Here is a 22,264-nt window from a genome sequence, read left to right on the forward strand (position 1 = left end):
TTGCTTCCTTGACATGCTGTTTGCTAGTTGATAATCTACATATAATATTTTGCCGAAAAGAGGGGGATTTACTAATGTGGGAAAGTAAATTTTCAAAAGAAGGTTTGACGTTTGACGATGTTTTGCTTGTTCCAGCAAAGTCTGAAGTACTTCCGCGTGATGTCGATTTATCAGTGGAGCTAACAAGCACATTAAAGCTAAACATTCCAATTATCAGTGCGGGAATGGACACAGTGACGGAATCACAAATGGCGATTGCAATGGCACGTCAAGGTGGTCTTGGTATTATTCATAAGAACATGTCCATTGAACAGCAAGCAGAACAGGTGGATAAAGTAAAACGTTCAGAGCGCGGTGTTATTACAAATCCATTCTTCTTAACACCAGAGCATCAAGTATTTGATGCAGAGCATTTGATGGGTAAATACCGTATTTCAGGTGTGCCGATTGTCAACAACGAACAAGACCAAAAGCTTGTTGGTATTATTACGAACCGTGACCTTCGTTTTATTTCGGATTATTCAATGAAGATTAGCGACGTGATGACAAAAGAGGAACTTGTGACAGCTTCTGTTGGTACAACATTAGAAGAAGCTGAAAAAATCCTACAGCAGTACAAGATTGAAAAATTACCTCTTTTAGATGACGAAGGAACGTTAAAAGGTCTTATCACAATCAAAGATATTGAAAAAGTGATTGAATTCCCTAACTCCTCTAAAGATGCACATGGCCGTTTAATTGTTGGTGCCGCTGTTGGTGTCACTGGCGATACAATGACACGTGTGAAAAAATTAGTTGAAGCCAATGTGGATGTCATTGTCATTGATACAGCACACGGTCATTCTCAAGGTGTTCTAAACACTGTATCGAAAATCCGTGAAACGTATCCTTCTCTTAACATCATTGCTGGTAATGTTGCAACAGCCGAAGCAACAAAAGCATTGTTTGAAGCAGGAGCAGATATTGTAAAAGTAGGTATCGGACCAGGATCTATTTGTACAACACGTGTTGTTGCAGGTGTCGGTGTACCACAAATCACAGCGATCTATGACTGTGCAACAGAAGCAAGAAAACATGGTAAAGCTATTATTGCAGATGGTGGAATTAAATATTCAGGTGATATCGTGAAAGCATTAGCATCTGGCGGACATGCTGTTATGCTGGGAAGCCTTCTAGCTGGTACATCTGAAAGCCCAGGCGAAACAGAAATTTTCCAAGGTAGACGATTTAAAGTTTACCGTGGTATGGGTTCTGTCGCTGCAATGGAAAAAGGAAGTAAAGATCGTTACTTCCAAGAAGATAATAAAAAATTCGTTCCTGAAGGTATTGAAGGCCGTACACCATACAAAGGGCCGGTCGTTGATACAGTGTATCAACTAGTTGGCGGTATTCGTTCTGGTATGGGTTATTGTGGAACAAAGGATTTACGCACTCTTAGAGAAGAAGCACAGTTCATTCGTATGACGGGTGCAGGACTTCGTGAGAGTCATCCACATGATGTACAAATTACAAAAGAATCACCAAACTACACAATTTCTTGATAAATTGTGACAATCAAATTACATTTGACAGGGTCTATGACTCTGTCTATTTTTTTTGTCTTTATTGTGATAAAATTTATACTGTTGTGTTGAGATAAGCCCTTGTGGATTACATATATATGAAAAACGTCGAAAAAAGATGAATACGGAGGTATGACGATTGAACAGCAAGATGTTGAAACAGCTTATGGTCTCTATCCTTGCATTGGCATTGATTGTTACAGCATTTACACCAATGTCCAAAGCAAAAGCTGCTGAAGATCCATTCAGTGTGAATGCGAAAGCAGCGATCCTTATTGAAGCTTCTACAGGTAAAATTCTTTATAGTAAAAACGCAGATCAAAGACTGCCTATTGCAAGTATGGCAAAAATGATGACAGAGTATCTATTACTAGAGGCAATTGCTGAAGGAAAAGTGAAATGGGATCAAAAGTATACGCCAGATGATTATGTATACGAAATTTCTCAGGACCGCAGCTTATCCAACGTTCCTTTGAGAAAAGATGGTTCGTATACAGTAAAAGAACTTTATCAAGCAACGGCTATTTATTCGGCAAATGCAGCAGCGATTGGTTTAGCAGAAGTGATCGCTGGATCAGAATCAAAGTTTGTTGAAAAAATGAACGCAAAAGCAAAAGAACTTGGTTTAACAAACTACAAATTCGTGAATGCAACTGGTCTAGAAAATAAAGACTTACATGGCCAACAGCCAAAAGGTACAGGTCCTGATGAAGAAAGTGAAGTATCTGCAAAAGATATGGCTTTGCTTGCACAGCATCTCATCAAAGACCATCCAGAAATTCTTGAAACAGCAAGTATTGCGAAAACAAAGTTCAGAGAAGGCACGGACGATGAAATGGACATGCCTAACTGGAACTTCATGCTTAAAGGACTTGTGAAGGAATATAAAGGTGTTGACGGTCTGAAAACAGGATCTACAGATTCAGCCGGTTCTAGCTTCACAGGTACAGCAAAACAAGGTGACATGCGTGTCATCGCAGTTATCTTGAATGCAAAAGGTAATCTTCATACAGCACGTTTCGACGTGGCAAAAAAACTGTTCGACTATGCGTTTAAAAACTTCACGATGAAAGAAATGTACAAAAAAGGTCAACAAATCAAAGGACATGAAAACATCGAAGTGGATAAAGGCAAAGATAAAGAAGTACCTGTTGTGACGAAAGAAGCATTTTCCGTGCCAGTAAAAAATGGTGACGAAAAGAGCTATAAAGCAAAAGTAAATATCGAGAAAAAGAACCTAGAAGCTCCTATTAAAAAAGGAACGAAAGTTGGCATGCTGACGACTTCTTATTCTGGTGATGAGAAGGACTACGGCTATTTAAATAAAGACCAATCAGGTGTTGAGCTTGTGACGAAAACAGGCGATGAAAAAGCAAACTGGTTCATCCTTGCAATGCGCGGTGTAGGTGGATTCTTCGCTGGCATTTGGGGCGGAATCGTGGACACAGTAAAAGGCTGGTTCTAATAAAAAAACTGCTCTCTATTCATGAGAGCAGTTTTTTTATCGTTAAAAGAAGAGCGATTGCTTCTGATTTTGAGGAGTGGACAAGGCTTGCTGAAAAATACCACATAACTTTTCCACGCCCTCGGTCAGTGCTTTTTCATTCACATAGGAAAAGCTGAGGCGGATATAATTCTGTTTCGGCTCTCCAGGATAGCAGACAGAGCCAGGCAGAAAAGTAATTTGCTGCTTACGTGCTTCATGCAAAAGTGCTCGTGTATCGACCCATGAAGGAAAGCTGAGCCATAAATTGAGCCCGCCCTGTGGAATTTGCCACGTTACATCTTTCGGTGCGTGCTTCGTTAACACATCCATCATCAAATCGCGTCTCACCTTCAAGGCGGTTCTTAGCTTCTTCGTATGATCAATCATTTTCTTCGATGTCAGAAACGGCAATATGGCCTTTTGTGTGAGGAGAGGGCTGCCTAAGTCATTATTGGCCTTTGCAGCTAATAAACGGTTAAATATCGAGCCTGAAGCGGTGATAATCCCTATTCTGCATCCTGGAGCCAGTGTTTTACTTAATCCTCGTAAATAAATGACGTGTCCATCATGATCCAAGCTTTTAATAGGTGCTGGCGGCTTCTTTTCAAAATAAAGCTCACGATATGGGTCATCTTCTACAATGAGACAATCTATGCTTTGAGCCAGTAAGAGAAGCTGTTTTCTGCGTTTCATCGACATACTGGCCCCTGTCGGACTGTGGAAAGTAGGAATCGTATAGATCAGCTTCGGTTTATATTTATCACAAATGCTTTGAAGCTGCTTCATGTTCATTCCTTCATGATCGACAGGGACGGTAATGATTCTTGCTCCTCTGCCCATAAAGACATCAATGGCCCCGGGATAGGTCGGTGCTTCCATGACAACCACATCATCCGGCCCAATAAACGTACGTGCCACCAAATCAAGCCCTTGCTGAGAACCACTTGTTACAAGGATATTTTCAGGGGTAGACGGCACATCCAACTTTTCTAAAAAGGACTGAATGACTTGTCGCAGCTGAAGATCACCTTGTATTTCACCATACTTCGACATGATTTGAGGATGCCTGGCTAGCACATGCTGCATTTCTTTTTCTAAATACCGGTTTGGCAAAAGACCTGGATCGATCATAGAGGAAGAAAGGTTAATGGCTTCTTCGACATAGTGATACTGGGCGAATTGAGACCGTGGTAAATAATCTGGAATCGACAACTGCCAATCGAAAGAAGTAGATGATGGAACCGGGGTCTCTGCCTGCTCTTGCTGCTCATCCACAAAAGTTCCTTTACCTTGCACTGTCGTTAAATATCCATCGTCCTTTAATCGGGTATATGCCTTAGCTGCCGTGACAAGACTTACATTGAGCTGCTTAGCTAAATCACGGACAGTTGGCAGCTTTTCTCCTTGCTGAAGCAAACCCGATTGAATGTGATCGATGATTGAAAAGTAAATTTGATTTGAAAGAGATGTATCAGAGTGCCGATGGATATCAATATGCATGAAACCCCTCCATAGAATGCAAAATTGTTATACATGATTTTTAATTGTTATAGTTGTATTATAGCATGTAAATCACACTTGAAAGAGAAAACGACATGTTTTTAGCTGGAAATCCTTTATATACAAGGGTTTATTCTTTTTTATCCGCTGGTTGAATTGTTATACTATTCTCTTTATTGTTATACTTCCTCACTTGTATGATAAAGATGTTGAATGAATCGAATAGACAAATGGGAGGAAACTATTGTGAGCAATAAGGGAACTGAACGAGTGAAACGTGGAATGGCAGAAATGCAAAAGGGCGGCGTCATTATGGATGTCGTCAATGCGGAGCAGGCAAAAATTGCAGAAGAAGCAGGTGCGGTGGCAGTCATGGCACTAGAACGAGTACCAGCTGATATCCGTGCAGCAGGCGGTGTTGCCCGTATGGCAGACCCAAGAATCGTAGAGGAAGTACAAAATGCAGTAACGATTCCAGTCATGGCAAAAGCACGTATCGGCCACATCGTCGAGGCTCGTGTTCTTGAAGCACTTGGTGTTGATTATATCGATGAGAGTGAAGTGCTGACGCCCGCAGATGAGGAATTCCATTTAAATAAAAATGAATACACAGTACCTTTTGTCTGTGGATGCCGCGATTTAGGTGAGGCAACCCGCCGTATCGCAGAAGGCGCTTCTATGCTTCGTACAAAAGGAGAACCTGGGACAGGCAACATCGTAGAAGCTGTGCGTCATATGAGAAAGGTCAATGCTCAGATTCGTAAAGTATCGGCTATGAGTGAAGATGAACTGATGACAGAAGCCAAGAATCTTGGCGCGCCTTATGAATTATTGCTGCAAATCAAAAGAGATGGCAAGCTGCCAGTTGTGAACTTTGCTGCAGGAGGCGTTGCGACACCAGCAGATGCTGCGTTAATGATGCAGCTTGGAGCAGACGGTGTATTTGTCGGATCTGGTATTTTCAAATCAGACAATCCAGCTAAATTTGCAAAAGCAATTGTTGAAGCAACGACTCATTACACTGATTACCGTCTCATTGCAGACCTTTCAAAAGAGCTTGGAACAGCTATGAAAGGAATTGAAATTTCAAATCTACTGCCAGAAGAACGTATGCAAGAGCGTGGCTGGTAATTAAGGGAGCGCAAACGAACATGCTGACAATTGGTGTACTTGGGCTTCAAGGAGCGGTGAGAGAGCATATTCAATCGATTGAAGCCTGCGGCGCAGAAGGAAAGATCATCAAACGTGTAGAAGAGCTAGAATCCGTTGACGGTTTGATTATCCCTGGTGGAGAAAGTACGACGATGAGGAGACTTATGGATACGTACCAATTCATTGAACCGATCAAAGCGTTCGCTGCTCAAGGGAAACCGATTTTCGGGACATGTGCCGGTTTGATTATGCTGGCAAAGCATATCGAAGATCGAGAAGATGCTCATCTTGGCCTGTTAAATGTATCTGTTGCACGGAACTCTTTTGGCAGACAGGTAGACAGTTTTGAAGCAGATTTAAAAGTAAAAGGACTGGATGCGCCGTTTACAGGGGTATTTATCCGTGCGCCTCATATCATCAGCGCAGATAATGACGTAGAAATCATGGCAGAATATGATGGCAGGATTGTGATGGCGAAAGAAAACAATATCTTAGGCTGCTCTTTTCATCCAGAGCTGACAGACGATCACCGGTTAACGCAGCTGTTTGTAGACATGGTGAAGTCCTACAAAACGAAGCTTGCTGTATAAAACGGTTGAAAAGAGATAAAACTTATAGTACATTAAAATCACAATCAAAGATCGAAAAAGCGTTGACGGGAAATAGTAAGAAGCCCCTCTTTCTCAGAGAGCCGATGGTTGGTGAGAATCGGTGAAAGATGCATTCTGAATCCATCCTTGAGCGAAATGCTGAAACACGAGAAGTAAGCATTTACGGTGATACCGTTACAGAGGAAAGAGGAAAGCGTGCTTCTGCATGTTTTCAATCAGGGTGGCAACGCGAGAGCTCTCGTCCCTTTCATGGGATGAGGGCTCTTTTTATTTTTCGATAAAAAAAGGAGTGTTACACATGCTTGATATTAAACAACTGCGCACGGACTTTGATCAAATCAAAGAAAAATTAGCACACCGAGGCGAAGATTTAGCGGATTTTGATAAGTTTGGAGAGCTAGATCAAAAAAGAAGAGAATTAATCGGGAAAACAGAAGAATTAAAGAGCCGAAGAAATGAAGTATCACAGCAAGTGGCCGTTCTAAAAAGAGAAAAGAAAGACGCCGATCACATTATTCAAGAAATGCGTGAGGTAGGAGATGAGATCAAGAAGCTGGATGATGAGCTAAGAACAGTAGAAGAAAGCCTGCAGCACATCCTGTTCTCAATTCCAAATATCCCTCATGACTCTGTACCAGTTGGTGAAACAGAAGACGACAACGTGGAAGTGAGAAAATGGGGCGAACAGCCAGCCTTCTCATTTGAGCCAAAACCACATTGGGACGTAGCTGATGAGCTAAAAATCCTTGATTTTGAACGTGCAGGAAAAGTGACAGGAAGCCGTTTCGTTTTTTATAAAGGGCTTGGTGCCCGCTTAGAGCGCGCATTGTATAACTTTATGCTCGATTTACATGTGGATGAGTTTGGTTTTACTGAAGTGCTTCCACCTTATATGGTCAACAGAGCAAGCATGACAGGAACTGGTCAGCTTCCAAAATTCGAAGAGGATGCCTTTAAAATACGTGAAGAAGATTACTTCCTCATTCCAACAGCAGAAGTGCCAATTACGAACATGCATCGCGACGAAATTCTCGAAGGTGAACAGCTGCCAATCAACTATGCAGCATTCAGTGCTTGCTTTAGATCAGAAGCTGGATCTGCTGGAAGAGATACACGTGGACTCATCCGTCAGCATCAATTTAACAAGGTAGAGCTTGTGAAATTTGTCAGACCAGAAGATTCTTATGAAGAATTAGAGAAACTAACAAATCAAGCAGAAAAAGTTCTTCAGCTATTGAACCTGCCATACCGTGTCATGAGCATGTGTACGGGAGATTTAGGATTCACAGCTGCGAAGAAATACGATATCGAAGTGTGGATTCCGAGCCAGAATACGTACCGTGAAATTTCTTCTTGCAGTAACTTCGAAGCATTCCAGGCAAGACGTGCAAACATTCGTTTCCGTCCAGAACCTAAAGCGAAGCCAGAACATGTCCACACATTAAATGGATCTGGATTAGCGGTAGGAAGAACTGTAGCGGCTATTTTAGAAAACTATCAACAAGAGGACGGCACAGTGATCATTCCTGAAGTACTGCGTCCTTATATGGGAAATAAAGAAGTGATGAAATAAGATGCCGTCAAGGCATCTTTTTCTTTTTACCAAAAGTCCTACAGTTTTCCTGAATTTAGCCGATAAAAAAATTAAAAGCTTCTAGGAAAGAAGGAATAACCTTGAATAGGCTTGACTATTATGTTGAAATGGCTCATTTACTTAGAAAGGTACTAGATGAAAGTATTCTTTTCGGCATCACAGATACAGAGAAGATACTTTGTTATTACCCGTCTAACACAATAGATTTTGGTATGAAAGTTGGAGACCCATTGAACCCAGAAGACCAAAATGTGGCGACGACATTAAGAGGACAAGAATATGACGGTCATTTACCAGAGCATTTATATGGTTATGAAATTGCTGTAAAAGGTTACCCGATTTTTGATGAAGATAGAAAAGTAATTGGCTCTTTTTTAGTGGCATTTTCACATCATCGTGAAAAGAAATTAAGCGGTTATATGGAGCAAATCAATAAAGTAGCGAAAGAACTCCAAGGTGGAATTGAGCAAATTGCTGCACATTCTCAAGAACTGGCTGCCACAAGTTTAGAAATAAGCGAACAGGCAGGAAGAGCGGAAGAGAAATCTGCGAATATTGAAGAAGTCGTCAAAACCATTGGCGGGATCGCTAGACAAACAAATCTGCTCGGTTTAAACGCTGCAATTGAAGCCGCAAGAGCAGGCGAGAACGGAAAAGGGTTTGCTGTCGTTGCTGATGAAGTTCGCAAATTATCAGATGGCTCGAAGGAAGCGGCTGAAACCATTAATACATTTTTAAAAGAAATCCAAGACAGCATTGGCACTTTGTCTGAAAACATCTCACAAATCAGCAGTTCAACAAATGAACAAGCCAAACAAGTGACAGACTTTACGAAGATTATCGAGTCATTAAATGACTTTAAAGTAGAGATGAATCAGTTTATTGAAGAAATTAGACAGGATACGAAATAGATCAAGAGCAGCCGTCAATGGCTACTTCAGCGTGTAGTCAAACCCTCGCATTCGTTGTCAGGTCTGCGCTTCGGTGCTCACGAATGTCAAATTCGCTCCGCTCCGGTGCTCGCCCTTCCTAGACTGCAAAGGTTTTCTATCACGCTGAAAAGAAGACAAAGGGCTAAAATCAAAATCATTTTAGCCCTTTGTCAACAATCTGGAGCAGCCATCAATGGCTGCTTTTTTATAGGCAAATATCATGCCGAAATCACATATTGAAATTTTTTTCGAAAAGATGTTGACTTCAAATAAAATGATATGGTATATTAATTCTTGTCGATACGGAGGAATACCCAAGTCCGGCTGAAGGGATCGGTCTTGAAAACCGACAGGGGTGTCAAAGCCCGCGGGGGTTCGAATCCCTCTTCCTCCGCCATATTGATTTTTTACCTTAGTTGAATTGAACGCAAGCATAAAAATTGGAAATTGTCAAACCGCTGCATTTCGCGAATGCAGCGGTTTTTTTTATTTTGTTTTAGAGCGATTTTTTTGAATAACAGAAGCTATTTCATGAAGAATGGGATCAAGTGAGCTTTCATCATGAAGTAAGTCGTAATCTTCAATATTAATTTTAATCACTGGGCATAAATCAAATTGTTCGATCCATTCCGTGTATCGAGTGTACATTTCTTCCCAATAAGCCCGGTCAGTTTGAGTTTCCATCTCTCTGCCGCGTTCCTCAATACGATGTAAAATATGATCTAAATCCCCGTGTAGATAGATGAGGACATCAGGGTGAGGGAAGTAAGGTGTCATCACCATCGCCTCAAATAGGCTTGTATACGTTTCATAATCAACCTCAGACATCGTACCTTTGTCCGCATGCATTTTTGCAAAAATGCCAGTATCCTCATAAATGGAACGATCTTGTACATATCCTCCGCCAGATTCAAAAATCCGCTTTTGCTCCTTAAAACGCTCAGCTAAGAAATAGACCTGTAAGTGGAAGCTCCATCTTTGGAAATCTGAATAAAAAGGCTCTAAATATGGGTTATCATCTACTTTTTCAAGAGAGGTTTGAAACCCTAGCTTGTCCGCTATTGTTTTGGTCATAGTTGATTTGCCGACACCAACAGTCCCGGCAATTGTGATGACTGCGTCCTTTGGTATTTCGATATTGTTCATAGCACTTGCTCCTTTATGTTCTGTACAATTTGCTGGTAATCTTGCTGTGAGGAAACGAAGTCTGTATGATCTCCTTCAATTGTAATGATAGGAAGCCCTGGCTCAGTCTGTTTTAAATGTTCAATAGCCAGCTCGTAATCTTCAATGAGTGTTTTTAAATAAGCTGGGTCAATGTCTTCTTCAAAAGAGCGTCCTCTCATCTGTATTCTTTCAAGTAAGGTGGGAAGGCTGGCTTTTATATAGATCATGGCATTTGGTTTAGGAAGATCGTCTGTTAGCAGGTGATAGATCTTTCTGTATTTATCCATGTGCTTTTTTGATAATGTTCTTTCTGCAAATATCATATTTTTATAGACGTGATAATCAGTGACAACTGGCTGCTGTTTATTCACATAGTTTTCTTCAATTGATTCTAACTGTTTGAACCGATTGCATAAAAAGAACATCTCAAGCTGAAAGCTCCATTGTTCCATATCTTCATAAAATTTATCTAAGAATGGATTTTCTTCTACAATCTCTTTTACTAAAGGAAATTGAAATTCCTTCGCAAGCATTGTAGCCAAAGTTGTTTTTCCGGCTCCAATCGGGCCTTCCACTGCAATAAAAGGGGCAGGATACATAGGCGTTCTCCTCTATCTATAAAGTTAAAGTTGTCAAACCAATGTATATTGTACCATACCCCTTCTAATAGATAGAGTGAATGGATTACGATGTCGTTCTTTTTTCAATATTAAATTGATCTGATAATAAGAGCCAATTTTGTGGGAAAGATAGACCTAATTTCCAATAAGCAATGCCGTTCAAATTTAGCTCTTTGATGAGGTTGAACTTTGCTTGAATTGATCTAGCGTCTTCGAACCAGACCTCATGCTCTTTGTTGTTGGCATCTGTATAACGAAAATGGGGTGCTTGTGCTGTTTCGTCGTATAAGATAGAGACATTGTGCTCTCTAGCAAGTGCAATTGCTTGTTGAGGACTGACGGCTTTGGCTATGGGGCCGCCCTGGACGAAAGGAAGTGTCCAATCATAGCCGTATAAATTCTGCCCCATTACAATTTTATTGGCAGGTATGACAGTTAGTGCGTATTCAATGACTTGGCGGACAGGTCCAATTGGAGAGACAGCTTGTGGAGGGCCGCCGCTGTACCCCCATTCATAGGTCATCAACACAACGTGGTCGACGATCTTACCGATCGCTTCATAGTCATGGGCTTCATACCATTTGCCCTTTTGCTGACTACTTGTTTTTGGTGCAAGTGCAACAGATATTGTCCATCCTTCTTGATGGAAACGGGCTGTTGCTTCTCTTAAAAATTGAATATAAGCATCTTTATCAGCAGGGCGTAAATATTCAAAATCAAAATGAATTTCCTTGAATTGATACTTTTTGGCAACACGAACAATTTCATTTAAAAATGCCGTTTTGACAGATTGGTTAGTTAAAAGAATACGCCCAAGTTCATCACTGAATTTTTCATTCTCTAGATTTGTCACCACCATGGTTAATACAGTTCTGTTCTGAGCGGCAATCTGGGGTAGTTGGTCTAACGGTGGTTCTCGCAGTGTCCCATCTCTTTGTGCTTGAAAACTAAAGACGTCTAAATGGGTTAAGTATGGGGAGGCCTCTCTAGCTGCCTGCTTTAAGTTTTCACTGACTTGATTTCCCCGTGGTTCAATATAAGCATTGGAATTAATGTTCCTTTTCGGTCTTTGTGGAATATAGAGCAAGAAACGAATAGGCAGTATCGCTTCAGGCCTAATTCTGTTCACGCGTGCCAATTCTTCCACTGAGATTTGAAACCGTCTACCAATTTGATATAGTGTGTCATTTTGTTTGACCTCATAAAATTGACCTCTAATTGGAATGACAATTGTTTGTCCAATGACGAGTTGATTTGGTGTTTCGATTTCGTTAGTACGGATGATTTCATTGACTGTCGTTTTAAAACGCATAGCAATGTCGTTTAAAGTATCTCCTCTTTTGACAACATAAATTTGAATAGTCAACGCCCCCTTTGTTATTGCTAACAATTTATGAGGGTTATAGCTAAATCATGTTTGATTTTCATTCGTGATTTCCTTAGCGGTAGTGATTTTGGCTAGAAGAACGTTCTCCATCATCGTTAAAGCGTAGTCGTTATCTCTGTCGTCGTTTGAAGCGATACAATCTTTAGGTACAATTAGATTGTATTCTCGCATGTATGCGTCATTTGCAGTGAACAAAACGCAAATGTTTCCGGCAATCCCAGTTAGAATAATGTCCTCAACACCTAATTCATTTAAAAGTGTCTCTAGTGCAGTACCGTAGAAGGCAGAATGCTTAGGTTTGATTAAGAAGTAATTATCTTTAGATGGTGTCATTTTCTCTAAAATAGGAGCGCTTCTTTCGTTTTTGCATGTTTCCATAACAGCTTGGATATCAGCCTTCCAAAGTCCGTAGTGATCGTTGATATAAATGATTGGCCAATTTTCCTTGAAAGCATGTTGTTTAAGAGCTAAAATTTTATTGGTCATTTGCTCTGTTTTTTCTGCAAGCACATGTCCCATTTCAAAATCAAAATCATTAATCATGTCGATAATAAGCAGCGCCTTTTTTTGCTTTGACAAAATAAGACCCCCTTTAAAAGATTGTGATAATATGTTAACCTCAATTTCCTTTTAAAAAACATGAAAAGAGAGCCGTGCCATGACGAAAGATGAAAAGTTTATGCAAGAAGCCATTTCTGAAGCCTTAAAAGCAGAACAAATAGGGGAAGTGCCGATTGGTGCGATCATTGTTGTTGATGATCAAATCGTGAGCCGGGCTCATAATTTAAGGGAAAGTGAGCAGCGTTCGATTGCACATGCAGAATTACTTGCTATTGATGAAGCATGTAAAGCGACAGGGAGCTGGCGTTTAGAAGATGCTGTGCTTTACGTTACGCTTGAGCCATGCCCAATGTGTGCGGGTGCTATTGTTCTCTCTAGAGTGAAAAAGGTCGTTTTTGGTGCATACGATCCAAAAGGTGGATGCGCAGGTACTTTAATGAATTTACTGGATGATGAACGGTTCAATCATCAGTCTGAGGTCATCGGTGGTGTACTTGAAAATCAGTGTGGTGAGCTGTTAAGTCAGTTCTTCCGAAATCTCCGTCAGCGAAAGAAACAAGCCAAAAGTAAATGAATGGATGTCGTTTGCAATTTGAGCTATAAGAAGGTATACTTATGTCTGCGTCACTAACAATTTAATATTCATTTTGCCGTGCTAAGCGGGGAGGTAGCGGTGCCCTGTACTCGCAATCCGCTCTAGCGAGGCCGAATCCCTTCTCGAGGTTCGTTTACTTCAAGGTCTGCCTTAAATAAGTGGTGTTGACGTCTGGGTCCTGCGCAATGGGAATTCATGAACCATGTCAGGTCCGGAAGGAAGCAGCATTAAGTGAAACCTCTCATGTGCCGCAGGGTTGCCTGGGCCGAGCTAACTGTTTAAGTAACGCTTGGGGTAGCGAATCGACAGAAGGTGCACGGTAAATCAATATTAAATGTAACTCATCTAGTTTAACTAGGTGAGTTTTTTGTTGCTGTTCAAAGAATAGCTTAACTGCTTTGGTTATACAAATAGATAAAAAGTCTTTTTGGAGCCATTTGTTTTTTTCACTAACCGCAAAAAGAACTGCTGTTCTGTTTGGAGTTTCAGGTCTTTTTACAAAGCTAGAAAATACGTTTTTAATACATAGAAAGTAGAAAATCTCTAGTTGAAATCATCTTTTTGGCATATTAGAAAATAAAGGTGTGCTTTTGAATTGATCGGTGCATCATGTATAATGAAAAGGATGATAAATGGAGGAGGGCGTATTTGTGAGTTATCAAGCTTTATATCGAGTGTTCAGACCTCAAGTTTTTGAGGATGTTGTTGGACAAGAACACATCACAAAAACGTTGCAAAATGCCCTTTTGCAGAAAAAGTTTTCTCATGCTTACTTATTTTCAGGTCCTAGAGGAACAGGTAAAACAAGTGCTGCCAAAATCTTTGCTAAGGCAGTGAACTGTGAAAAGTCACCTGTTAGCGAGCCGTGTAATGAATGTGATGCCTGTAAAGGGATTACAAACGGTTCAATTTCAGACGTGATTGAAATAGATGCTGCCTCGAATAACGGGGTAGATGAAATCCGGGATATACGTGATAAAGTGAAATTTGCTCCTTCGGCGGTTACATATAAGGTTTATATTATAGATGAAGTACATATGCTCTCTATCGGTGCATTTAATGCTCTCCTTAAAACGCTGGAAGAACCGCCTGCTCATTGTATCTTTATTTTGGCTACCACAGAGCCCCATAAGATTCCTCTTACCATCATATCTCGTTGTCAGCGATTTGATTTTAAACGAATCACGACTAAAGATATTGTTGGAAGAATGGAGAAAATTGTAGATGCAGAAGGCCTTGACGTACAGGAGGGTTCGCTCGAGATTATTGCTAGTGCAGCTGATGGCGGTATGCGTGATGCACTAAGTCTCTTGGATCAAGCGATCTCATTTAGTGGTGAACAATTGACAATTGATGATGCGCTGCTCATTACAGGTGCTGTATCTCAGCATTTCATTAGTCAGCTTGCTGAAGCAATTTTTGATCAAAATATTGCCACAGCGTTAGATACATTAAATGAATTGCTCCAGCAGGGGAAAGATGCTGCTAAATTAATAGAGGATATGATTTTTTACTTTAGAGATATGCTGCTTTATAAAACGGCACCAAATCTCGAGGGGGTCCTTGAAAAGGTAAAGGTCGACGAAAGTTTCGTGGCGCTGTCAGATCGTGTGACACCTCAGTTTCTGTATGAAACCATTGAAGTCCTGAATAAAAGCCACCAAGAAATGAAATGGACAAATCATCCAAGGATTTTCTTTGAGGTAGCTGTTGTAAAGCTGTGTCAGTCAACAGCAGGGTTGACACAAGGCCATGCTGACGCTGATTTAACGGCGCTAACAGATAAAATAAACAGGCTGGAACAGGAACTATCGAGGCTAAGAGCCGAAGGTGTACCAATGTCTCCATCTCATAGCCCTCAAGAAAAAAAGGAAGCGCCTCGACCACAAACGAGTAACAAAAATGGCTATCGTGCTCCTGTCGGCCGAATTCATGAGATTCTAAAAGAAGCGAAACGGCCTGAGTTAGAAAAAATTAAAGGCAAATGGGGAGAGCTCCTTGCCCAGTTGAAACAGCAGAATAAGGTGTCTCACGCTGCGTTATTAACGGACAGTGAGCCAGTTGCGGCTGCTTCGCATGCCTTTGTTTTAAAATTCAAATTTGAAATACATTGTAAAATGGTTGCTGAAGATAAAAGCGGAGTTCGGACCAATCTTGAACAACTGCTAGAGTCTATGTTAGGAAAAAGAGTGGAATTAGTTGGCGTTCCTGACGCTCAATGGGGTAAAATAAGAGAAGAATTTTTAAGAGATCATCAGCCGGATGAACAAGCAGATGGTCAGGGGACTTCTACTGAAGAGGATCCATTGATTGCGGAAGCAAAAAAATTAGTAGGAACTGATTTAATTGAAATTAAAGATTAATAAAAATGAAAGAGAGTGGTGTTCATATGCGCGGTGGAATGGGAAATATGCAAAAAATGATGAAACAAATGCAAAAAATGCAAAAGGATATGGCGAAGGCTCAAGAAGAGCTAGCAGAAAAAGTTCTTGAAGGTACAGCTGGTGGCGGTATGGTCACTGTCAAAGTAAATGGACAAAAAGAAGTCGTTGATGTAGCAATTAATGAAGAAGTTGTTGATCCAGAAGATATCGATATGCTTCAAGATCTTGTACTTGCTGCGACAAACGATGCATTGAAAAAAGTCGATGAGCTAACGAATGAAACGATGGGTCAATTCACAAAAGGAATGAACATGCCAGGTTTATTCTAGGAGGAATAACTGAAGATGCAATATCCTGAACCAATATCAAAGCTGATTGACAGCTTTATGAAATTGCCAGGAATCGGACCGAAAACTGCGGTCCGTCTGGCTTTTTTTGTTCTTAGTATGCAGGAAGATGTCGTACTAGATTTTGCGAAGGCGCTTGTAAATGCAAAGCGTAATTTAACTTATTGTTCGGTATGCGGTCATATCACAGACCAAGATCCTTGCTATATTTGTGAAGATACAAGAAGAGATCAATCTGTTATCTGTGTAGTGCAGGATCCAAAAGATGTAATCGCAATGGAAAAAATGAAAGAATACAACGGCTTATATCATGTGCTTCATGGTGCCATTTCGCCAATGGACGGAATTGGCCCAGAGGATATTAAAATTCCTGACCTATTAAAAAGATTGCAAGACGATCAAGTGACAGAGGTGATCCTTGCAACCAATCCAAACATTGAAGGAGAAGCAACAGCCATGTATATCTCCAGATTGTTAAAACCATCAGGAATTAAACTCTCTCGCATTGCTCACGGACTTCCAGTAGGCGGGGATTTAGAGTATGCGGATGAAGTTACACTGTCTAAGGCTCTAGAAGGCAGACGTGAGATGTAGGAAGGAGAAGTACGGTACATGGGTTTTCTTCGCAGAAAATCAATTCGAAAAGAATTCGATGAGAAATTAATTCAACAGCTTTTTAAGCAAAAGGAAGAATGGAACAGACAAAAAAAGCTTGTCGCAAATAGCGTTGAGCCTTCACCGGACATTCTATTCGAATTAAAGCTTGCTCAAGCGAAGTACTTTTTCTATCTGAGAGAAGCGAAAAAGAGGAATTTACGTTTAAACAACTGGAAATAGCAGGTCTATTATACATAGTCCTCTCATATGCTTGTACTATTCATATGAAGAGGAGATGAGAGGATTATGGAACCTGTTATTGTGATAGGGTCAATTTTGCTAGCTGTGCTATTGTTGTTTATGTCAGGTGTGCAGGCGAATCCATTCAAATGGTTAGGGCTTATCGGAGTGAAGTTTATAGCAGGCGCTCTTTTTTTATTTTGCCTCAACCTATTTGGCGAGAGTCTAGGATTACATGTCTCTATTAACCCTGTAACGAGTGGAATTAGTGGTTTATTGGGTATTCCGGGCGTAGCAGCTTTAATCGTTATTGAAAAGTTTATTATTTAATGAAAAATATTATTGACTTTGATTCGATAGGGTGGTAAATTAATATACGTCGCTGATGACGAAGAAACGAAAAAACATAATAACAAAAAAGTTGTTGACACTAACAACTTGGATGTGATAAGATGTTCTAGTCGCTTCTGAAGCGGTAAACAAGTTCTTTGAAAACTAAACAAGACAAAACGTACCTGTTAATTCGAGTTTTTTATAAAAAAATCCTATGATACTTCATAGGTAGTCAGTCAAACTGGCGAGGCAGGAAATGATCACATGCTAAGTTCGCTACATCGTGTAGCAACGCATGTGTGATATGCATCCTGCATACCTCGGAGAGTTTGATCCTGGCTCAGGACGAACGCTGGCGGCGTGCCTAATACATGCAAGTCGAGCGGACAGAAGGGAGCTTGCTCCCGGATGTTAGCGGCGGACGGGTGAGTAACACGTGGGTAACCTGCCTGTAAGACTGGGATAACTCCGGGAAACCGGAGCTAATACCGGATAGTTCCTTGAACCGCATGGTTCAAGGATGAAAGACGGTTTCGGCTGTCACTTACAGATGGACCCGCGGCGCATTAGCTAGTTGGTGGGGTAATGGCTCACCAAGGCGACGATGCGTAGCCGACCTGAGAGGGTGATCGGCCACACTGGGACTGAGACACGGCCCAGACTCCTACGGGAGGCAGCAGTAGGGAATCTTCCGCAATGGACGAAAGTCTGACGGAGCAACGCCGCGTGAGTGATGAAGGTTTTCGGATCGTAAAGCTCTGTTGTTAGGGAAGAACAAGTGCGAGAGTAACTGCTCGCACCTTGACGGTACCTAACCAGAAAGCCACGGCTAACTACGTGCCAGCAGCCGCGGTAATACGTAGGTGGCAAGCGTTGTCCGGAATTATTGGGCGTAAAGGGCTCGCAGGCGGTTTCTTAAGTCTGATGTGAAAGCCCCCGGCTCAACCGGGGAGGGTCATTGGAAACTGGGAAACTTGAGTGCAGAAGAGGAGAGTGGAATTCCACGTGTAGCGGTGAAATGCGTAGAGATGTGGAGGAACACCAGTGGCGAAGGCGACTCTCTGGTCTGTAACTGACGCTGAGGAGCGAAAGCGTGGGGAGCGAACAGGATTAGATACCCTGGTAGTCCACGCCGTAAACGATGAGTGCTAAGTGTTAGGGGGTTTCCGCCCCTTAGTGCTGCAGCTAACGCATTAAGCACTCCGCCTGGGGAGTACGGTCGCAAGACTGAAACTCAAAGGAATTGACGGGGGCCCGCACAAGCGGTGGAGCATGTGGTTTAATTCGAAGCAACGCGAAGAACCTTACCAGGTCTTGACATCCTCTGACAACCCTAGAGATAGGGCTTTCCCTTCGGGGACAGAGTGACAGGTGGTGCATGGTTGTCGTCAGCTCGTGTCGTGAGATGTTGGGTTAAGTCCCGCAACGAGCGCAACCCTTGATCTTAGTTGCCAGCATTCAGTTGGGCACTCTAAGGTGACTGCCGGTGACAAACCGGAGGAAGGTGGGGATGACGTCAAATCATCATGCCCCTTATGACCTGGGCTACACACGTGCTACAATGGACAGAACAAAGGGCTGCAAGACCGCAAGGTTTAGCCAATCCCATAAATCTGTTCTCAGTTCGGATCGCAGTCTGCAACTCGACTGCGTGAAGCTGGAATCGCTAGTAATCGCGGATCAGCATGCCGCGGTGAATACGTTCCCGGGCCTTGTACACACCGCCCGTCACACCACGAGAGTTTGCAACACCCGAAGTCGGTGAGGTAACCTTTATGGAGCCAGCCGCCGAAGGTGGGGCAGATGATTGGGGTGAAGTCGTAACAAGGTAGCCGTATCGGAAGGTGCGGCTGGATCACCTCCTTTCTAAGGATATATGGAGCAGCGTACGTTTTCGTCTTGTTTAGTTTTGAAGGAACTTGCAAAAGATCCTACAACATCATATCTTCGATATGAAAGATGGGCCTGTAGCTCAGCTGGTTAGAGCGCACGCCTGATAAGCGTGAGGTCGGTGGTTCGAGTCCACTCAGGCCCACCATCTTCTATTAAATCGGGGCCTTAGCTCAGCTGGGAGAGCGCCTGCCTTGCACGCAGGAGGTCAGCGGTTCGATCCCGCTAGGCTCCACCAACGTGTTCTTTGAAAACTAGATAACAATAAGTAATACATTCACATTGAATGCAATGCAAAGTTCATCACACATAGTGATTCTTTCTAAAGTAAGAAATGGTTAAGTTAGAAAGGGCGCACGGTGGATGCCTTGGCACTAGGAGCCGATGAAGGACGGGACGAACACCGATATGCTTCGGGGAGCTGTAAGCAAGCTTTGATCCGGAGATTTCCGAATGGGGAAACCCACTGCTCGTAATGGAGTAGTATCCATACTTGAATACATAGAGTATGAGAAGGCATACCCGGGGAACTGAAACATCTAAGTACCCGGAGGAAGAGAAAGCAAATGCGATTCCCTGAGTAGCGGCGAGCGAAACGGGAACAGCCCAAACCAAGAGGCTTGCCTCTTGGGGTTGTAGGACACTCTATACGGAGTTACAAAGGAATGATATAAGCGAAGAGGTCTGGAAAGGCCCGCCAAAGAAGGTAACAGCCCTGTAACTGAAATGTCATTCTCTCCAGAGTGGATCCTGAGTACGGCGGAACACGTGAAATTCCGTCGGAATCCGGGAGGACCATCTCCCAAGGCTAAATACTCCCTAGTGACCGATAGTGAACCAGTACCGTGAGGGAAAGGTGAAAAGCACCCCGGAAGGGGAGTGAAATAGATCCTGAAACCGTGTGCCTACAAGTAGTCAGAGCCCGTTAACGGGTGATGGCGTGCCTTTTGTAGAATGAACCGGCGAGTTACGATCCCGTGCAAGGTTAAGCAGAAGATGCGGAGCCGCAGCGAAAGCGAGTCTGAATAGGGCGCATGAGTACGTGGTCGTAGACCCGAAACCAGGTGATCTACCCATGTCCAGGGTGAAGTTCAGGTAACACTGAATGGAGGCCCGAACCCACGCACGTTGAAAAGTGCGGGGATGAGGTGTGGGTAGGGGTGAAATGCCAATCGAACCTGGAGATAGCTGGTTCTCTCCGAAATAGCTTTAGGGCTAGCCTCAAGGTAAGAGTCTCGGAGGTAGAGCACTGATTGGACTAGGGGCCCCTACCGGGTTACCGAATTCAGTCAAACTCCGAATGCCGATGACTTATCCTTGGGAGTCAGACTGCGAGTGATAAGATCCGTAGTCGAAAGGGAAACAGCCCAGACCGCCAGCTAAGGTCCCAAAGTATACGTTAAGTGGAAAAGGATGTGGAGTTGCTTAGACAACCAGGATGTTGGCTTAGAAGCAGCCACCATTTAAAGAGTGCGTAATAGCTCACTGGTCGAGTGACTCTGCGCCGAAAATGTACCGGGGCTAAACGTATCACCGAAGCTGCGGACTGTTCTTACGAACAGTGGTAGGAGAGCGTTCTAAGGGCTGTGAAGCCAGACCGGAAGGACTGGTGGAGCGCTTAGAAGTGAGAATGCCGGTATGAGTAGCGAAAGACGGGTGAGAATCCCGTCCACCGAATGCCTAAGGTTTCCTGAGGAAGGCTCGTCCGCTCAGGGTTAGTCGGGACCTAAGCCGAGGCCGAAAGGCGTAGGCGATGGACAACAGGTTGATATTCCTGTACCACCTCCTCACCATTTGAGCAATGGGGGGACGCAGGAGGATAGGGTAAGCGCGGTATTGGATATCCGCGTCCAAGCAGTTAGGCTGGGAAATAGGCAAATCCGTTTCCCGTAAAGGCTGAGCTGTGATGGCGAGCGAAATTTAGTAGCGAAGTTCCTGATTCCACACTGCCAAGAAAAGCCTCTAGCGAGGTGAGAGGTGCCCGTACCGCAAACCGACACAGGTAGGCGAGGAGAGAATCCTAAGGTGATCGAGAGAACTCTCGTTAAGGAACTCGGCAAAATGACCCCGTAACTTCGGGAGAAGGGGTGCTTCTTAGGGTGTTAAAGCCCCGAGAAGCCGCAGTGAATAGGCCCAGGCGACTGTTTAGCAAAAACACAGGTCTCTGCGAAGCCGTAAGGCGAAGTATAGGGGCTGACGCCTGCCCGGTGCTGGAAGGTTAAGAGGAGCGCTTAGCGTAAGCGAAGGTGCGAATTGAAGCCCCAGTAAACGGCGGCCGTAACTATAACGGTCCTAAGGTAGCGAAATTCCTTGTCGGGTAAGTTCCGACCCGCACGAAAGGCGCAACGATCTGGGCACTGTCTCAACGAGAGACTCGGTGAAATTATAGTACCTGTGAAGATGCAGGTTACCCGCGACAGGACGGAAAGACCCCGTGGAGCTTTACTGCAGCCTGATATTGAATGTTGGTACAGCTTGTACAGGATAGGTAGGAGCCTTGGAAACCGGAGCGCTAGCTTCGGTGGAGGCATCGGTGGGATACTACCCTGGCTGTATTGACCTTCTAACCCGCTGCCCTTATCGGGCAGGGAGACAGTGTCAGGTGGGCAGTTTGACTGGGGCGGTCGCCTCCTAAAATGTAACGGAGGCGCCCAAAGGTTCCCTCAGAATGGTTGGAAATCATTCGCAGAGTGTAAAGGCACAAGGGAGCTTGACTGCGAGACCTACAAGTCGAGCAGGGACGAAAGTCGGGCTTAGTGATCCGGTGGTTCCGCATGGAAGGGCCATCGCTCAACGGATAAAAGCTACCCCGGGGATAACAGGCTTATCTCCCCCAAGAGTCCACATCGACGGGGAGGTTTGGCACCTCGATGTCGGCTCATCGCATCCTGGGGCTGTAGTCGGTCCCAAGGGTTGGGCTGTTCGCCCATTAAAGCGGTACGCGAGCTGGGTTCAGAACGTCGTGAGACAGTTCGGTCCCTATCCGTCGCGGGCGCAGGAAATTTGAGAGGAGCTGTCCTTAGTACGAGAGGACCGGGATGGACGCACCGCTGGTGTACCAGTTGTTCTGCCAAGGGCATCGCTGGGTAGCTATGTGCGGACGGGATAAGTGCTGAAAGCATCTAAGCATGAAGCCCCCCTCAAGATGAGATTTCCCATTCCGCAAGGAAGTAAGATCCCTGAAAGATGATCAGGTTGATAGGTCTGAGGTGGAAGCGTGGTGACACGTGGAGCTGACAGATACTAATAGATCGAGGACTTAACCTATATTCTAATGTGAAGCATGAACATTGTTATCTAGTTTTG

17 protein-coding genes, 3 tRNA genes, 2 rRNA genes, 1 other RNA gene and 1 other annotated feature are annotated in these 22,264 nt (G+C 43.3%); of the genes, 18 read left to right on the top strand and 5 right to left on the bottom strand.

The features are described 5' to 3' along the window. Window positions 1-74 precede the first annotated feature (74 nt). Window positions 75-1,541, top strand: a complete 1,467-nt coding sequence (gene guaB / locus MHH61_RS08925) for an IMP dehydrogenase (RefSeq protein ID WP_025092697.1) — start codon at window positions 75-77, stop codon at window positions 1,539-1,541. Window positions 1,542-1,701: 160 nt separating this feature from the next. Further along, entirely contained in the window at window positions 1,702-3,027 is a 1,326-nt protein-coding gene (locus MHH61_RS08930; protein ID WP_024425754.1) for a D-alanyl-D-alanine carboxypeptidase family protein, read from the top strand. Between the two features lie 42 nt (window positions 3,028-3,069). On the opposite strand, the gene MHH61_RS08935 is transcribed toward MHH61_RS08930, so the two are convergent. Next, complete coding sequence (locus MHH61_RS08935; RefSeq protein ID WP_024425755.1) at window positions 3,070-4,548, bottom strand: PLP-dependent aminotransferase family protein; 1,479 nt, start codon at window positions 4,546-4,548, stop codon at window positions 3,070-3,072. Between the two features lie 246 nt (window positions 4,549-4,794). Between MHH61_RS08935 and pdxS the strand changes: the two genes are divergently transcribed. From pdxS to MHH61_RS08960, 5 genes are all read left to right on the top strand, one after another. Continuing rightward, window positions 4,795-5,679, top strand: a complete 885-nt coding sequence (pdxS, locus tag MHH61_RS08940; RefSeq protein ID WP_024425756.1) for a pyridoxal 5'-phosphate synthase lyase subunit PdxS — start codon at window positions 4,795-4,797, stop codon at window positions 5,677-5,679. Between the two features lie 20 nt (window positions 5,680-5,699). Continuing rightward, window positions 5,700-6,290, top strand: coding sequence for a pyridoxal 5'-phosphate synthase glutaminase subunit PdxT (pdxT, locus tag MHH61_RS08945; protein WP_024426747.1), 591 nt, complete (start codon window positions 5,700-5,702; stop codon window positions 6,288-6,290). A gap of 53 nt (window positions 6,291-6,343) precedes the next feature. After that, window positions 6,344-6,560: a binding site (T-box leader), on the top strand. Between the two features lie 49 nt (window positions 6,561-6,609). Then, window positions 6,610-7,884, top strand: a complete 1,275-nt coding sequence (gene serS, locus MHH61_RS08950; RefSeq protein WP_024426746.1) for a serine--tRNA ligase — start codon at window positions 6,610-6,612, stop codon at window positions 7,882-7,884. 101 nt (window positions 7,885-7,985) lie between these two features. After that, window positions 7,986-8,816, top strand: a complete 831-nt coding sequence (locus MHH61_RS08955; protein ID WP_061109571.1) for a methyl-accepting chemotaxis protein — start codon at window positions 7,986-7,988, stop codon at window positions 8,814-8,816. Window positions 8,817-9,141: 325 nt separating this feature from the next. Beyond that, window positions 9,142-9,234: transfer RNA gene (locus MHH61_RS08960), tRNA-Ser, on the top strand. A gap of 89 nt (window positions 9,235-9,323) precedes the next feature. Here the strand turns inward: MHH61_RS08960 and MHH61_RS08965 are convergent. The 4 genes from MHH61_RS08965 to MHH61_RS08980 all read right to left on the bottom strand — a co-directional run bounded on the left by MHH61_RS08965 (window position 9,324) and on the right by MHH61_RS08980 (window position 12,590). Beyond that, the gene (locus tag MHH61_RS08965) at window positions 9,324-9,983 is read right to left on the bottom strand and encodes a deoxynucleoside kinase (protein ID WP_003218104.1); all 660 of its coding nucleotides are present in this window, start codon (window positions 9,981-9,983) and stop codon (window positions 9,324-9,326) included. Beyond that, window positions 9,980-10,603 carry a deoxynucleoside kinase gene (locus tag MHH61_RS08970; RefSeq protein WP_024425759.1) on the bottom strand — a complete coding sequence of 208 codons (624 nt, stop codon included), beginning with the start codon at window positions 10,601-10,603 and terminating at the stop codon, window positions 9,980-9,982. The genes MHH61_RS08965 and MHH61_RS08970 overlap by 4 nt, the downstream gene beginning before the upstream one ends. An 85-nt stretch (window positions 10,604-10,688) precedes the next feature. Then, entirely contained in the window at window positions 10,689-11,936 is a 1,248-nt protein-coding gene (locus tag MHH61_RS08975) for a glycoside hydrolase family 18 protein (protein ID WP_229137482.1), read from the bottom strand. A gap of 99 nt (window positions 11,937-12,035) precedes the next feature. Further along, complete coding sequence (locus MHH61_RS08980; protein WP_024426742.1) at window positions 12,036-12,590, bottom strand: isochorismatase family cysteine hydrolase; 555 nt, start codon at window positions 12,588-12,590, stop codon at window positions 12,036-12,038. Window positions 12,591-12,669: 79 nt separating this feature from the next. Here MHH61_RS08980 and tadA point away from each other — a divergent pair, with 79 nt between their 5' ends. From tadA to MHH61_RS09035, 11 genes are all read left to right on the top strand, one after another. Continuing rightward, the gene (tadA, locus tag MHH61_RS08985; RefSeq protein WP_024426741.1) at window positions 12,670-13,146 is read left to right on the top strand and encodes a tRNA adenosine(34) deaminase TadA; all 477 of its coding nucleotides are present in this window, start codon (window positions 12,670-12,672) and stop codon (window positions 13,144-13,146) included. 76 nt (window positions 13,147-13,222) lie between these two features. Further along, an RNA gene (gene ffs / locus MHH61_RS08990) (signal recognition particle sRNA large type) lies at window positions 13,223-13,487 on the top strand. Window positions 13,488-13,817: 330 nt separating this feature from the next. Beyond that, window positions 13,818-15,530: a DNA polymerase III subunit gamma/tau gene (dnaX, locus tag MHH61_RS08995; protein WP_034622875.1), complete on the top strand. Its 1,713-nt coding sequence runs from the start codon at window positions 13,818-13,820 to the stop codon at window positions 15,528-15,530. Window positions 15,531-15,556: 26 nt separating this feature from the next. Continuing rightward, window positions 15,557-15,880, top strand: a complete 324-nt coding sequence (locus MHH61_RS09000; protein WP_008342011.1) for a YbaB/EbfC family nucleoid-associated protein — start codon at window positions 15,557-15,559, stop codon at window positions 15,878-15,880. Window positions 15,881-15,895: 15 nt separating this feature from the next. Continuing rightward, window positions 15,896-16,492 carry a recombination protein RecR gene (gene recR, locus MHH61_RS09005; protein WP_003218094.1) on the top strand — a complete coding sequence of 199 codons (597 nt, stop codon included), beginning with the start codon at window positions 15,896-15,898 and terminating at the stop codon, window positions 16,490-16,492. Window positions 16,493-16,510: 18 nt separating this feature from the next. Further along, window positions 16,511-16,735, top strand: coding sequence for a YaaL family protein (locus MHH61_RS09010; protein ID WP_024425764.1), 225 nt, complete (start codon window positions 16,511-16,513; stop codon window positions 16,733-16,735). Between the two features lie 66 nt (window positions 16,736-16,801). Continuing rightward, window positions 16,802-17,065 carry a pro-sigmaK processing inhibitor BofA family protein gene (locus MHH61_RS09015; protein ID WP_024425765.1) on the top strand — a complete coding sequence of 88 codons (264 nt, stop codon included), beginning with the start codon at window positions 16,802-16,804 and terminating at the stop codon, window positions 17,063-17,065. Window positions 17,066-17,385: 320 nt separating this feature from the next. Further along, window positions 17,386-18,934, top strand: a 16S ribosomal RNA gene (locus MHH61_RS09020). A gap of 95 nt (window positions 18,935-19,029) precedes the next feature. Continuing rightward, window positions 19,030-19,106 (top strand) — tRNA-Ile (locus tag MHH61_RS09025). A 14-nt stretch (window positions 19,107-19,120) separates the two neighbouring features. Continuing rightward, a tRNA-Ala gene (locus MHH61_RS09030) sits at window positions 19,121-19,196 on the top strand. Window positions 19,197-19,294: 98 nt separating this feature from the next. Next, a 23S ribosomal RNA gene (locus MHH61_RS09035) occupies window positions 19,295-22,225 on the top strand. The 16S and 23S rRNA genes sit together here with 2 tRNA genes alongside, the layout of an rRNA operon. The last annotated feature ends 39 nt before the right edge of the window (window positions 22,226-22,264 follow it).

The sequence above is a fragment of the Bacillus sp. FSL K6-3154 genome (assembly GCF_040869395.1).
Lineage (GTDB): Bacteria > Bacillota > Bacilli > Bacillales > Bacillaceae > Bacillus > Bacillus safensis.